11 protein-coding genes are annotated in these 14,077 nt (G+C 44.0%); 2 read left to right on the top strand and 9 right to left on the bottom strand.

Annotated features, from left to right (window positions below; all coding sequences use genetic code 11):
- The first annotated feature begins 215 nt into the window (after window positions 1–215).
- Together MUCPA_RS36595 and MUCPA_RS33365 are read left to right on the top strand one after the other, a co-directional pair.
- A complete protein-coding gene (locus MUCPA_RS36595; protein WP_008512768.1) occupies window positions 216–3,608 on the top strand; it encodes a VIT domain-containing protein in 3,393 nt (1,130 codons plus the stop codon).
- A 157-nt stretch (window positions 3,609–3,765) separates the two neighbouring features.
- Window positions 3,766–4,344 (top strand): YdeI/OmpD-associated family protein, encoded by a 579-nt coding sequence (locus MUCPA_RS33365; RefSeq protein ID WP_008512762.1) that lies wholly within the window; start codon window positions 3,766–3,768, stop codon window positions 4,342–4,344.
- Window positions 4,345–4,537: 193 nt separating this feature from the next.
- Here the strand turns inward: MUCPA_RS33365 and MUCPA_RS33360 are convergent, their stop codons facing one another.
- The 9 genes from MUCPA_RS33360 to MUCPA_RS33325 form a co-directional block, all read right to left on the bottom strand.
- Window positions 4,538–4,951 carry an SRPBCC family protein gene (locus MUCPA_RS33360; protein ID WP_008512754.1) on the bottom strand — a complete coding sequence of 138 codons (414 nt, stop codon included), beginning with the start codon at window positions 4,949–4,951 and terminating at the stop codon, window positions 4,538–4,540.
- The gene (locus MUCPA_RS33355) at window positions 4,948–5,289 is read right to left on the bottom strand and encodes an SRPBCC family protein (protein ID WP_233276817.1); all 342 of its coding nucleotides are present in this window, start codon (window positions 5,287–5,289) and stop codon (window positions 4,948–4,950) included. Before MUCPA_RS33355 ends, MUCPA_RS33360 begins: the two co-directional genes overlap by 4 nt.
- Complete coding sequence (locus MUCPA_RS39130; protein ID WP_233276816.1) at window positions 5,247–5,456, bottom strand: SRPBCC family protein; 210 nt, start codon at window positions 5,454–5,456, stop codon at window positions 5,247–5,249. The genes MUCPA_RS33355 and MUCPA_RS39130 overlap by 43 nt, the downstream gene beginning before the upstream one ends.
- Window positions 5,453–5,773 (bottom strand): ArsR/SmtB family transcription factor, encoded by a 321-nt coding sequence (locus MUCPA_RS33350; RefSeq protein WP_040628637.1) that lies wholly within the window; start codon window positions 5,771–5,773, stop codon window positions 5,453–5,455. The genes MUCPA_RS39130 and MUCPA_RS33350 overlap by 4 nt, the downstream gene beginning before the upstream one ends.
- A 307-nt stretch (window positions 5,774–6,080) precedes the next feature.
- Entirely contained in the window at window positions 6,081–6,971 is an 891-nt protein-coding gene (locus tag MUCPA_RS33345) for a right-handed parallel beta-helix repeat-containing protein (RefSeq protein WP_008512748.1), read from the bottom strand.
- Window positions 6,972–7,296: 325 nt separating this feature from the next.
- Complete coding sequence (locus tag MUCPA_RS33340) at window positions 7,297–7,734, bottom strand: hypothetical protein (protein WP_008512747.1); 438 nt, start codon at window positions 7,732–7,734, stop codon at window positions 7,297–7,299.
- A gap of 90 nt (window positions 7,735–7,824) precedes the next feature.
- Window positions 7,825–8,772 (bottom strand): pectinesterase family protein, encoded by a 948-nt coding sequence (locus MUCPA_RS33335; protein WP_008512745.1) that lies wholly within the window; start codon window positions 8,770–8,772, stop codon window positions 7,825–7,827.
- A 104-nt stretch (window positions 8,773–8,876) separates the two neighbouring features.
- Entirely contained in the window at window positions 8,877–10,772 is a 1,896-nt protein-coding gene (locus MUCPA_RS33330) for a RagB/SusD family nutrient uptake outer membrane protein (RefSeq protein ID WP_008512743.1), read from the bottom strand.
- Window positions 10,773–10,784: 12 nt separating this feature from the next.
- Complete coding sequence (locus tag MUCPA_RS33325; protein ID WP_008512741.1) at window positions 10,785–14,045, bottom strand: SusC/RagA family TonB-linked outer membrane protein; 3,261 nt, start codon at window positions 14,043–14,045, stop codon at window positions 10,785–10,787.
- Between the last annotated feature and the right edge of the window lie 32 nt (window positions 14,046–14,077).

The raw sequence follows: 14,077 nt of genomic DNA, 5'->3' as shown, positions 1-14,077 counted from the left end.
CCCACAAATATGGGGGGGATCGCGTGAAAAGTGAGTAACTAATGCTGTCAAAGTGAACCACATCGGAAGGGCGTAAAAGTCAGATCAAGTTTAATTTTAAAGAATCTCCTTTTTTAGCTCCAATCCCCGGCAGGGAATCGCAACCGGCGAAAATATTTTTAAAAAAAGTTTATGGAATGTAATACCTCCCTGCATCCTCGGGGAAATTAACAACCATGAAAAGCCTGAAATATTTCTTCGCACTGTTATTTGTTGTACTACAAACGTTAACCGCCCGTGCCCAAACGCCACAATTAACCGTGGATGGTAAAAGCAATAACGGCGTAAAACTGCAACAGTTAAAAATTGATGTTGCCATTTACGGTAATATCAGCCGCACTACCTGGCAAATGACTTTTGCCAACTCTACATCAAGAGTATTGGAGGGTACACTTACCTTTCCGTTGAAAGATGGTATTAGCGTGAGCCGTTACGCACTGGATATTAATGGCAAAATTCGGGAAGCCGTCCCGGTTGACCGTGGAAAGGGTGCTGTGGTGTTCGAGTCGATAGAGCGTAGGCGCGTCGATCCGGGCCTGCTTGAAAAAGTGGAGGGGAATACTTTCCGTACACGCATTTATCCTATAAACCCCAACAGCACACGCACGGTAACTATTGGTTACGAAGAGGAAATTCCATTGGCAGATAACGGAAATCTTAAATTTAATTTGCCGCTCAATGTAAAGGATACAGTTAAAAATTTTTCGCTCCAGGTAGCAGTTGTTCAAAGCGCGGCTGCCCCTATTACGGATAATGCCAATAGTGATGAGCTGCAATTTGATAAACATCAGAATACGTATTCCGCTTCTATCGATAAAAATGATTATGTGCCCAATCATTCCTTATCGTTCTCAATACCCAAGCCACTGGATGCAAGTGAGGTGGTGATACAAGCGCAAGGCAACAAATATTATTATTTTATCAACACAAGGCTACAAGCCAAAACGATTAGCAGGCCGGTTTCGCAGCACATTGGTTTATTATGGGATGCTTCGTTAAGTGGGGCAAACCGGGATATAAAAAAGGAGTTTACATTACTGGATGCTTATTTTAAACGGGTTAACAATGCCGAAATTACATTGGTAACTTTTGGCAATACCGTTTTAAGCACGAAGGCATACACAATTGATGGTGGAAACTGGGCTCAGCTTAAAACCGATTTGGAACATGTTACCTACGATGGGGCTACCAACTTTGGCAACGTCAATTTATCAAAATATGCGGTAGATGAGTTTTTGCTGATGAGTGATGGGCATCAAACCTTCGGCGAGAAAAATATCAAACTGGGCAATAGGCCTGTTTATTGTGTTAATTCAGCAACGGTTGCCGACTATAGTAATCTGAAACTGATTGCGCTTAAATCCGGCGGCGAACTGATCGACCTCAATAAGGACGACGATAAAGCGGCTCTAAACAAACTCACCACGCAATCTCTTCATTTTTTAGGTGTGAAAGCCACCGATGCGGTAGAAGAGAATTATCCCTCCTTGCCGGTTGCCGTAAGTGGCGCTTTTTCTGTCGCAGGTATCACCCGGAATCCCAATCAAACTATTACTTTACAATATGGCTATGGTGATAAGGTGGCTTACGAAAAAACAATAACGCTTGATCTGGCAAAAAACGGCGTTGAGGATATAAACGTAGCCAGGCTTTGGGCGCAGAAAAAGATAAGTGAACTGGATATTAATTATGAGGCCAACCGGCAGGAAATTGAATCGCTTGGAAAGCGTTTCTGTATGGTTACCCGGAATACATCGCTGATTGTTTTAGAAACCGTATACGACTATATACAGTATGAAATTGAGCCTCCGGCGGAGTTGCAGGCGCAGTATGATATGATTATGAAGCAAAGAGGGACCGATAATACCGGTACCCGGCGCGAAAACGTAACTACCGCTGTGAACATGCAGAGCGAACTGAGCCAGTGGTGGGCCGCTGATACACAAGCTAAAGCAATTAAGGTGACCGACGAACCGTCGCACCCGAGTAGTCATGTTGCCGAAAGTCGCCAGGCATCGGGAGGGCAATTGCAAATAACGGGTACTGTTATTGCCGGTAATGATAAGCGCCCAATGCCCGGCGCTACAGTACGGGTAAGCGGCCAGAATACCAGTACCGTAACCAATGCCTCAGGCGAGTTTACGGTTAACGGCAGGGTAGGCAGTATAATCACGGTGACTGCAATCGGATATCAATCCAAACAGATTGTTGTAAGAAATTATGCTCTCGGCAGAATTACATTGCCCATTGCCGCGAATAGTTTAAACGAGGTAATGGTTGTGGGATACGCAACACAAAAAAGGGTTTCGAGTAGCGCAACTGTTCAAGCTTTGCCTGATATGGAATTCAAGGGAATGGTGGCAGGGGTTGCTATATCCAATACGCCAACTCCAGGTGCAACTGATAAAATTGTGATCCGCGGTAATGCGAGCGTTACTTCTCCTCAACCATTATATGTGGTAGACGGCGTTGCGATGGGGTATATAGGCGGCATTAAACCCACCGACATCACGTCCGTCGGCATATTGAAAGATGCCAGCGCAACAGCCGTTTACGGAGGTAGGGCCGCCAATGGAGTGATTATGATTACTACAAAGAAGGGTAAAGCACAATCGCCCTCGGCAGATACCGTCGCAACGGATAAAAATGGGGGGATCAATATTACTTATAATCCTGCTGGGGCTGATTATTTAAAGTTGATTCAAAAAGTGGCCAAAACCGATCAATATCAAAAGTACCTGGATTTAAGGCAGACCTTTAGCAGCAATCCGATTTACTATTTTGATGTGGCAGATTATTTTATTAAAACCGGTCACAAAGAAGTTGGCCTCCGCATTTTAAGCAACTTGGCTGAGTTAGATCTGGGTAGTTACGAGCTATATAAAATGTTAGGTTACAAGTTAAAGCAGCTTGGCGATTTTGAGGGCGAGGTATTCGCCTTTAAAAAGGTTACAGAACTGCGCCCCATGGATCCGCAGAGCTATCGCGATTATGGATTGGCGCTGGAAGAAGCCGGTGAACACCAAAAAGCGCTGGATGTGCTTTATGATGCCATGACGAGGAGTTACACAGCAGAAGCAGACCGCCTTTACAACGGGATACAGGAGGTTTTTCTGCCCGAAATTAACCGCATCATCGCGCTGAACAAAGGTAAGCTCAATCTGTCATCAATCCCTAAAGCTATCATCAAACCCGTGCCGGTAGATGTGCGCATTGTAATGGATTGGAACATGAACAATACCGATATTGATTTATGGGTAACCGACCCTAATAACGAAAAATGTTATTATAGCCATAACCGCACCGAAATTGGAGGGCGCATTTCGCACGATATGACCCAGGGATTTGGCCCCGAACAGTTTTTATTGAAGAAGGCGATTAAAGGGACATACAAAATTGAGATCAATTACTATGGCGACAGGCAGGCCACCATTGCCGGGCCCACAACCATTATGGCCGAATTGTTCACCCATTACGGTACCCCACAGGAAAAGAAAGAAATTATAGTGTTACAAATGAAAAAAGGGACAAACGGTGCCGTTTACATCGGCGATTTGGATTTTAAGTAAGCTTTTGTAGTTAAATAGCGTGTTTTTAAAATAGGGGAAAGTTTAAAAACTTTTCCCTATTTTTATTTTAGGTGAGGGCATGCTTGTGTTTTTAAAAGGTGCTGCTCCTAACTCAGAATGAGTAAATAACAATAACGAAATTATAAGCGAGCGTAACATGAATCCTGAGGTTGACTTTTATTTTCATAAAACCGATAAGTGGCAGGCTGAAATCAACAAGTTAAGAATGATCATTCTGGACTGCCAGCTACGCGAAGAACTCAAATGGGGAACTCCCTGTTATACGTTTCAAAAAAGGAATATTGTATTGATACATGTATTTAAAGAATATTGTGCAGTGCTGTTTTTCAAGGGCGCCTTATTAAGTGATAGCGATGGTATCCTGATCCAACAAAGTGAGAATGTGCAGGCAGCTCGCCAGGTAAGGTTTACCCATGTTCAGGAAATAATTGAACTGGAGCCTGTTTTGAAAGCCTATATTGCCGAGGCTATTGAAGTGGAAAAGGCCGGGTTAAAGGTAGAAATGAAAAAGACCACAGAGTTTGCCGTTCCTGAAGAGTTCCAGGTTAAATTAGATGGTCATCCATCGCTGAACAATGCTTTTAAAGCTTTGACACCTGGCCGCCAACGAGCCTATCTCCTTCATTTTTCTGCTCCCAAGCAGTCCAAAACCCGCGAGGCAAGAGTTGAAAAATGTATGCCACTAATCTTGGATGGAAAGGGATTAAATGATTAGCGGCTCAAGAAATAGTTACCATTCAAAAATGGCCTCATAAAAGTTATTGAGAGAAATTGAGGCGATAGCTCTCAGATATTTTCCGTTTTAATTATTTTGCTACCACTTTCAATTCCTAAAAAAATGGGAATTCCAGTAGGCAAATTCCCGTTTTTGCTTTTAGAGCTCACAATGATTTTAAATTAACTTAACGTTAGTTTGTTTCGACGTAGTTTTTAAAATTGTCAAGTATAGCTTGCCAACCATTTTTTTGCATTTCGATGGGGTTTTGCTGTTCCGCGTCAAATTTTATTATAATGTCGGTTCGGTTGCCATTATTGTTAAAGTTAGCTGTTACCTGCCTGCCGTCGGGCATGGTATAGATAAAGCTTTCGCCTTCAATAATTTCATCGTAAATAGCTTCAAAATCAAAACCAAAACTTCCGTCTTTGGCTTCCATCCTTGCAGAGTATTTCCCACCAACCCGCATATCATTTGAGGCAAAAGGGCATTGCCATGATGGGTCTGCAAAGTTCCATTTTGTGATGTGTATGGGGTTTGTATAATAATCCCATACTTTTTTGATGTCTGCATTTACCGTTGAGGTAATGATAATTTTGTTGCTCATTTTAATTTTTTTAAGGTTAATAATAGTTCATTCAGTTTTTCCAGTGTGGCCATCATACCTTGTTCCATGCCCATCTGAATAATTTGTTCCAAATCCGATAACGATTTATAGGTAACGACAGTTTCTACCAAGGCGTTTTCATCCTTGTCGGTAAAAGTTACCAGCCACTCCGCCTTGGGTAGGTCATTATTAATTTCGCCATCCGCGTTCGAGAAAGCATCCAAAGAGGTATAGTAGTCAATCGGTTTGATTTTTATGTACGCCGTATAACCCCAATATTCGGCACCGTTTAGTTCTACCATAGCATAATGCCAATGCCCACCTTCGCTAAAATCCATTGATTTTGTTTGGTGGTGAAGGGCTTGGGAGCAAACCATTGGTTGAGCAACTCACTTTTGGTATAACAGTCCCAAACCAATTGCCTTGTGGCTAAAAACTCCCGCCTTATGGTCAGTTTGTTTTTCTCTTTGTCGGCAATAAAGTCGAATTGCAGATTGTGTTTCATGGCGTTTGTTTTTTTATGGTTAGTAAGAGCTCGTCGAGTTGTTGGAAGCGTGTTTCCCATATTTTCCGGAATTGCTCCAACCATTTGTCTATTTCTTTCATTTTATCAATTTCCAGCTGGTAAAATATTTCGCGGCCCTGGTGTTCCTGCCTCACCAGTTCGCATTCTGTTAATACACGCAGGTGTTTTGAAACGGCTTGGCGCGAAGTATCAAAATGTTCAGCAATAGCATTAGGTGTCATGGCCTGTATAGCAATTAAGGCGATGATGGCCCGGCGGGTGGGATCGGCTATGGCTTGAAAAATATCTCTTCTCATTAAAGTTACTGTTTGGATGTGGTTAGGCATCAATTTGCGTAAACGCCATCATTGTTGCATAGCTTTGAAACCATTTGGTTGCAAATATATATGCAATCAAATGGTTTCTCAAGTCTTTTTTGGAAAAAATTATGGAAGTAAATAAAATTATTAGCGATAGGAGTGGGATTGACCTCGGAGGATATATTTACGGTTCTACATCGATTGGGGAAGGATAAAAATTATTTAATAGTAAAAAAGCCGCTTTATTAAAAGCGACTTTTTTGCTATTGATAAACCAATTAGCTATGGTTAATAATTTGGTGAATTAGTAAATGCGGTAAAATAAAGCGTATCCGTTACCGCTGCCGCTGCTGCCTGTTGTAGTGATATGGCCGGTGTTGCCATTACCATCATAGCCTGATTTTGTATTATTACTTGATGTGCAGTTGGTAACTGTGTGTGGTACAGACTGACCTGCGCTACCCAGTTTAAAGCCGTTTCCGTCGCCAGAACCACCGTAACCGTTATTGGTTGATGTGCAATTGGTGATGGTTACGGTATAAGGCTGGCCATACAGATCCCAGCCGTCGTCAGAGTTATGATAGGCAGTGCAATGGTCAAATTTGTTGTTTTGGCCGGCTGATAGTTTACATGCAAATCCATCTGCATTTTCGCCACCGTTGGCTGTGTCATAATTTTCAGATGACGTGCAGTAGGTGATGTTATCGTCGTGTGCGCCGTTATAAACCTGTATTCCGGAGTCTTTATTGCCGGTTGATGTTATTTTATAAGCATAGTTGTAACCGCCGCTTTGAAATACAATACCACAGCTTGGCGCGTTTTTAATGGTTATGTTTTGGATGTTCCAGTAACTGCCATTAACTTTTACACCCCAGCCCGATGATATGCCCGAGCAATTCAGGGTACCGCCCGATAGGTTGATTTTGGCGCTTGCAGTGCCGCTTACCAGCAATTGCAAGGTGCTGGTCAGGTTAATGGTACCGCTAACGGTAATTACATCGCCGGGCTTTGCATTGGCAACCGCAGTTTTTAACGCCGCCTCGGTGGTTACGGTGGTACTGGCGAATGATTGCGAAGTAATGGCAGGCAAATTTACGCTTGCAGCCACGGCGCTACTGGCGGGGTTTACGGTTGAACTTTTTTGACAACTCAAAATAGCGCACGAAAGCACTAAAAATCCTAATAGTTTTTTCATTTTCTCAAAGGTTAATATTAAATACTAATTGGTTTATAATTTAACTCTAATGTCATTTTAATATATTGATATTTGAAATATTATTAGATAAAAAACTGTGCAATCGTTACCGGCAACGATTGCATTAAGGTATTGATTGATAATTATTTACTTGATTTTACAATGTTGGTAAGGAGTGTATTTTATTATATTTTTTTAATATAAAACAATGTTGATTGCTGGAGATCTACTCGGACAAAAGCCTTAAAGGTAGGGTAGTTAAATCGGCTTCCGGACTGCGTTATTATTAAAATTCACCGGCATAGGCTGGCTTTCTGCTATACATTTAACCGGCGTAGAAGCCTGTCATTATTTTACAACCGTAAAATTCTGAAATCATAACCGCGCCGTGTACGGTTACCGAAAAAATATCGAATTTGTTGATTTGCTTGGCCGTCACCTGCAATGCTTTTTGCTCGGCAATATATCCCCGTTTGCGGCGGGCGACAGCATTGGTATTAAAATACAGCATGGCATTTTCAAAATATTTGGTGTCGTGGGTGATAAAATCTACCAGGACGCCAAATTCGCTCATCAGGATAAAAACCTCGGTAAATTGATCATACTCATCCAAAATAAAGTTTTTAACGGTAACCGCGTTCTTGTCCTTGCGCGTATAGTCAAGCCCGGCCAGGTCATCATCGCTCAGCTTTCTGTTGTTTACGGCGTTAGATATGAGGTTGTTATTTTTTAATAAATTAAAAAAATAAGGTAATTCTTTCATTTCGTATCGCTTTATTTATTTCTGTAAAATGCTTATCAAAAATATCCGTCATCACACCGGCAGCTTGGGCAATAATCCCCGGTAACCTGTTTAATCAGGATTCCAATCGTTTAAAATTTGTTGTTTTGTATATAATCTGGCTTCTTTATCGTTGAGCTGGTGCGACCAGGCTACCCGTTTATCCGGGCGATACCCCGGGCCGGTATTTTTGTATTCAGCATAATAGGCTGTTTTTTCGTTTTCCGCATTACGCCAATTGTCCCAGCCTGCGTCCATAATCACTCTGCCGAGCTCGCAATATAAATAAACAACTTTGGCGTAAGCCCGCCATGGCCTGCCTAAAGCAAAGGTGCCGTCGGGTGCGTTCCCGGTAACGGTACAGTGCATAAAAACATAACCGTATTGGGTAGTATCGAGCGTTGAGGCGGCAGAAATGTACAACCCGCCTTTTTTGCAGAATATGGTGCAGTGATCAAACAAAGCGGTTGCCGCGCCAAAAATAAAATCCGTTGTACCCTCGATATAGCAATCCTGGTAGTACTCCCTGGCACCATGGCCATTGGTATATATGGTATCCTGGAAACCCAGAAAGCGGCAGCCAAAAAATGCGGCCCTGTCACCGGCTATGTAAATTGCCAGCGCCTGGCCAACAGGCCCAGCCGAGTTTTGGAACGTGATGTTTTTGGCGGTAAAGCCACTGCCGTATACATAAAAACTTGCCGTTCGTGCGGTGCCCAAAGCTACCCCGGCCGAATCTAACCGTAAGGCATAATTATCAAAAACAAGCACCGTATTTTTTACATCTTCGCCGATAAGCGAGATGTTTATTTTATTGAGACCGACAATTATCCGCTCTTTATAGGTTCCTTTTTTTACAAATATTTCCGTCCGTTCAGCGTCATTATTTTTTACCGCGTTAACAGCCTCCTGAACTGTTTTATAATTGCCGCTGCCATCCTGTGCTACCGTAATGCGTCTGGCTCCATATACCTGGTTTAAGCTGGTAAAAATCAAACAGAAAAATAAGAGCTTTTTCATTTTAGTTTACGGGTTGGAGGTTTACTTTGTTTTTGTGATTACCTTAAAGGTGATTAAATTGTACAGAGGTTACCCGAGGTAGCCTCTGTACAAAAGTGTTAATTTTAATAGTTGTAATCCTGGGTTAAAACACCTGCACTTGCATTGATCTGGTTGATATAGATGGGGTACAGCTCACTATGATTGGGCTTGAAAGCAAAGGCGAATAAATTGGTATAAACCGCGTTAAAGCCCGATGTGCCCTGAACGCCAACCCAGTTTACCTTTGTGGTATTGGCCGGTGTTGTAGTCGGGGCTGGTTTATATAAGGAGTTTGCCCATATCCTCGAATCATCGTAGGTATTTAAATTACTGCCATTATATACCGTTGGAAGTGTAGTCCAGTAGTACATAAATTGTGGCAAGGTGGCGCTAAGGCAGTACGGAGCTGGGGAGGCCATGTAGCTTGGTGCATTCATGGCCAATGGCACGGCGGCTCCCATATTAGCCAGGTTTACCTTGGTTTCGGCAATGGCGGCGGTTAACAGGTTCCAGCGGATCAGATCGTATTTGCGGATGCCTTCGCCACCAAATTCGAGGTAGCGCTCACGTACCAGATACTTGAAAAATCCGGTGTAGTCGGTAGGGATGGCGGGCACCAAAGCTTGGTTGCCGCCATGCGCCCGTTTACTTACCTCGTTAACGGCCGATATAGCTGCCTGAGACGGAGCGCCGTTAAGTTCATTATCAGCTTCGGCATACATCAATAAAACATCCGAAAAACGAATTAAGATCCAGTTAATGCCCGATTGCAGCGTAGCCAAGGTAGGGTTTACCGGGTTGCTCCACCATTCCCTTCTGAATTTGCCATCCGGTATATTGGTAATAGCGTGGCCGGTGCGGCTCACCAAATCGTTTTTGGTTTCATAAGGTGCGGCAGTAACATCGCGGCGAACGTCGGTAGAGTCGAAAGAATAATAGTAGGTAGGTAGAATAGATAAGGAACCATTTGAACTCTGGCCAACTTTGGTGCCATTATAAACCCCGATCCGCCCGTCGGTGGTGCCGGTATTGCCACCTTCGGCTATCTGGAACAAAAACTCGCCGTTAGGCTCATTGGCGTTACGGCCGCATACATAAGTTTGCCACAGGGCTTTATAACTTGCGTTAAGCGTATGCTGATCTCTTCGCGCCATAATATCGGCACACTCGTCGCGGGCTATGGTATAATAGGTTTTATAATCAGCGCGGCGTTCCATGGCATTGCTTACCCTGCGTAAAGAATATCCACCACGAAAAAGCGCTATCCTTGCTCTTAGCGCCTTTACTGCAACTTTGGTAATACGTTCGTCGGCGGCATCGCCTAAAGTGGCAATCTCAGTTCTCCAGGGCACCAGGTCTTCGGCTGTTTTCAGGTCGTTAAGCAAACGGTTGTAAATGGTGTCGCGGTCTGTTTTGGGTATAAATAAAGTAGGCATCTCTGCAGAAGGCAGCCATTGCGCCGGCACATCTCCCCAAACCTTTACCAGGTCAAAATAAAACTGCGCCCTTAACGTAAGGGCTTCACCATATAACCTTCGCAGCTCGCCTTTTTCAATTGCGGAGCCCGAACTATATAACGCCATCTGAGGTATTTGCTCAATGCAAATATTGGCGCGCTCAATACCCGAGTAATTGTTGGCATAAGCAGCCGATATACCACCGTTGGTTGAGGTGATATTGTAACGGGCCAGGTCGCGGCGCTCCCCGTCCTGGGTATTGCCGCCCGCTCCCATCATTTCGTCGGTATCGTAGGGGTAATACATGCTATAATACAGCCCGTAAGAGTTTTGCCCCGAAAGGTTATTATAAACTCCGATTACCGCGGCCTTGGCGTAAGGTAAGTTACTAAATACAAATTGCTGGCTGAAAGATGAAACAGGTTCGGGCGAAATGAACTTTTTACACGAAACCAATGCGCAGGAAGCGATGCCGGCAATAACCGCCAGTTTGGTTAGTTGAGGATATATTTTAATTTTCATAGTTGATTCCTTTTAAAATGAAACATTTAAGCCGGCGGTAAATACACGGGCCTTTGGAAATGCGGAATAATCGGCACCCGCTGTAACCGGCGACCCGCGCCTGGTGCTCACATCCGGATCATAACCGGTGTAACCTGTAATAGTGCCCAGGTTGGTGCCTGTAATAAACACCCTGAGGCTTGAAACTTTGATCCGGTTGGTGACGTTGCGGGGAAGGGTATAGCCCAGCGTAACGTTATTTAGGCGGATGAATGAGCCGCTCTCTAAAGCGAACGACTGGTTGTTATCCCACTCAACACTCTGCACGGGTATCCAATACTTTGCATTGCCGTTAAGGGCATTCAGTATATCCGGCGAAGCACCTATTACGCCAACGGCCGCGCTGGGTACGCCCTGCACCTGTACCCCGGTTCTGGGATCAACGGTACGGTACCTGTCGTTAAATGAGCTGAGCAGGTTGGCGCCGTTTGAGTAGGTGCTGGTAAACTCAAGCTTGTTGTAATTGGCCACCTGGTTGCCGTAAGAAAAATTAAGGAAGATGTTGAGGTCGAAATTTTTATAGGCAAAGGTTTGCCCAAAACCGCCTATGCCTTTGGGTAAAGCATGGCCAATTACCGTATAATCTGCCGTGGTAATTTTACCATCAGGTACAACATCAACAAATTTTTGCGTTCCGGGCTGTACCGTTGTTGAAGATATGGACGATGTTGGCACACCTGCCTTCAGCGTATATTTGGTAGTTGCCCAGGGATATAGTGGATTGCTGTAAGGCGTGGCATCAAAATCAGATATTTTGTAATAGCCATCATTCTTTAAGCCATAAAAGGTACCAACTTCTTCTCCCACTTTAACCAGGTAGTCAGCCGGTTGCTGTGATGAGTTGAAAAATCCGGAATTAACGGTGAACGATTGTTGTGCCCCTAAGCTTTTGATAATGTTTTTGTTCCATGCAATATTAAAGTTTCCGGTCCATCTAAAGTTTTTAGTCTGCATAATGGTGCCGTTCAACTGGATTTCGAGCCCGGTATTTTGGGTAGCGCCTACATTCTGCAACTGGCTGCTATAACCGGAGTTTGTAGGTATCACATTACTTAACAGCAGGTTGCTGGTAGTATTACGGTATGCATCCACGGTAAGCTGAAGGCGGCCTTTAAAAAAGGCGACATCTATCCCGATGTTTCTTGATAACTGCGATTCCCATTTTAAGTCGGGGTTACCCAGGCTGGTGGTTGATGCTCCGAAAACAAAAAGGTCATTGAGATAATAGGATTTGCCCGGTGCAAAAAAGTTTCCATAAGAAAACGGACTGATGCGGTTATTACCCACAGAACCATAGCTTAGCCTCAGCTTCAGATCAGATACCAGGTTTTGGTTTTTCATAAAGTTCTCGTCAGATACACGCCAGGCCAAAGAGGCGGAAGGGAAATAGCCCCATTTATTTTGCGGCCCGAAAACAGAACTTGCATCGGCCCTTAAATTAAATGTGGCAAAATATTTACCGGCGTAATTATAGCTCACCCGGGAAAACAGCGAGAAATTTTGGATCGGGATCTCTGATACGGTTGGCGGCTGAACAGTTTGTGCCAGGGAGTAGTTGGCAAAAGCCTGATCCGGCGATGTGCCTATGGGGTAATTGCGCAGGTCGAGGCCATTTACAACGGTATAGGTTTGATAGGTTTCCTGACCCACCAAAACATCGATACTATGCTTTGACCCCATAATGGCGGGATTATTATAATCTAAGGTATTGGAGTTATTGATCGTGCGGACATTGTTATTGGTCACCGTTATCAATGGCTGTTTGCCTCCTGTAGTACGTGCGTTGTAGGTGATGGTATCGTCAAAAGTGCGCATATTGGTGTTGTTATAGTCAATTGCCGCTACCGATCTGAAAACCAATCTTTTGGTGATATTGTAATTGACAGATGCGTTGATATTCAATACATTGTTAGATCGCTTTCTGTATTGTTGTTGCATCTCCTCAAGTGGGTTAATTAACGATAAGCCGTTGCCGCTGGTTGCGGCAGCTTCGGCGGCGTCATAATAATCAAGCGTCTGGTTGGGTACCAGTATGGGCTGATAACGTACAATCTGCCTCAGGTTATTGCTCTGCGCGCCGCCCGCGTCGGCTGTGCCTTGCCCGTCTAACACGTTATTATTGTAACGCACATTAAAACTGATTTTTAATTTGCTGCTGGCCTGGTGGTCAAACCTGAAGTTGATCAACCCTCTTTTATATTGGGTATACAACAGGATGCCTTCCTGATCATTATAAGTGCCGCTTAGGTTATACTGCGTTTGTTTGGTGCCTCCGGATATGCTGATGTTATGGGTTTGCTGCAGGGCATTACGGCCAAACATAATTTTCTGCCAGTCGATGTTGTCAACATTCTGGTAATCGGTTATCCTGCTGTAAGGGTTCCCTGTTTTATAATACCGGGCAATGTAGCTCGTATCGCCGGTTATTTTTGAACGCTCGTATTGAAATTCGAGAAAATCGAAGGGGCCCATCACATCCAGCTCTTTGGGCAGCTTTTGGATAGAGAAGCTGTTATTATAGTTTACCGTTGTTTTTCCGTTGGTATTGGTACCGCCTTTGGTAGTAATAATTACAACCCCATTTGAGCCGCGGGCGCCATAGATGGATGTTGAAGCGGCATCTTTCAATACATCTATCGATTCGATATCCTGTGGTGATAAGGCATTCAGCGCGCCATCAACCTGTATGCCATCCACAATATATAACGGAGAACCGCTTTGTGTTATGGAGGTACGGCCCCGGATGTAAATATCTGCGGAAGCGCCGGGCTGCCCATCGGCAACGGTAACCTGTACGCCTGCTAATTTGCCCTGGAGCGCTTCGGCGGCAGATAATGTTGGGTTATCTTTCAGGTCTTTTGCCGTAACAGATGATACGGCGGTAACCAAATCCCTGCGCCTCACGGTTTGATAACCAATGGCTACGACCTCGTTCAGTAATTTGGAGTCGGGCTCAAGCGACACGTTGATCACTGTTTGGCCGCCCACCTTTATTTCTTTAGGTTTATAACCGATGAAAGAAAAAACCAGTACCGATTCGGTCCCCGGAACTGATAATTTGTAGGTGCCATCCGCAGCAGCGGCAGTAACAATGGCAGTTCCCTTTACCTTAACGTTAACGCTTGGTAACGATTCGCCCCGTTCATCAGTTACCTTACCGCTAATTGTTCTGGTTTGGGCCCAGGCTGAGCCCAAAAGGAACATGAGCAAAGTTTGTAGTAAAACTTTTTTCATAATTTAATTTGTTTTTGAAGGTTTAAGGTTCA

This window comes from Mucilaginibacter paludis DSM 18603, from assembly GCF_000166195.2.
GTDB lineage: Bacteria > Bacteroidota > Bacteroidia > Sphingobacteriales > Sphingobacteriaceae > Mucilaginibacter > Mucilaginibacter paludis.
This window is presented reverse-complemented; position numbering and strand designations above follow the sequence as displayed.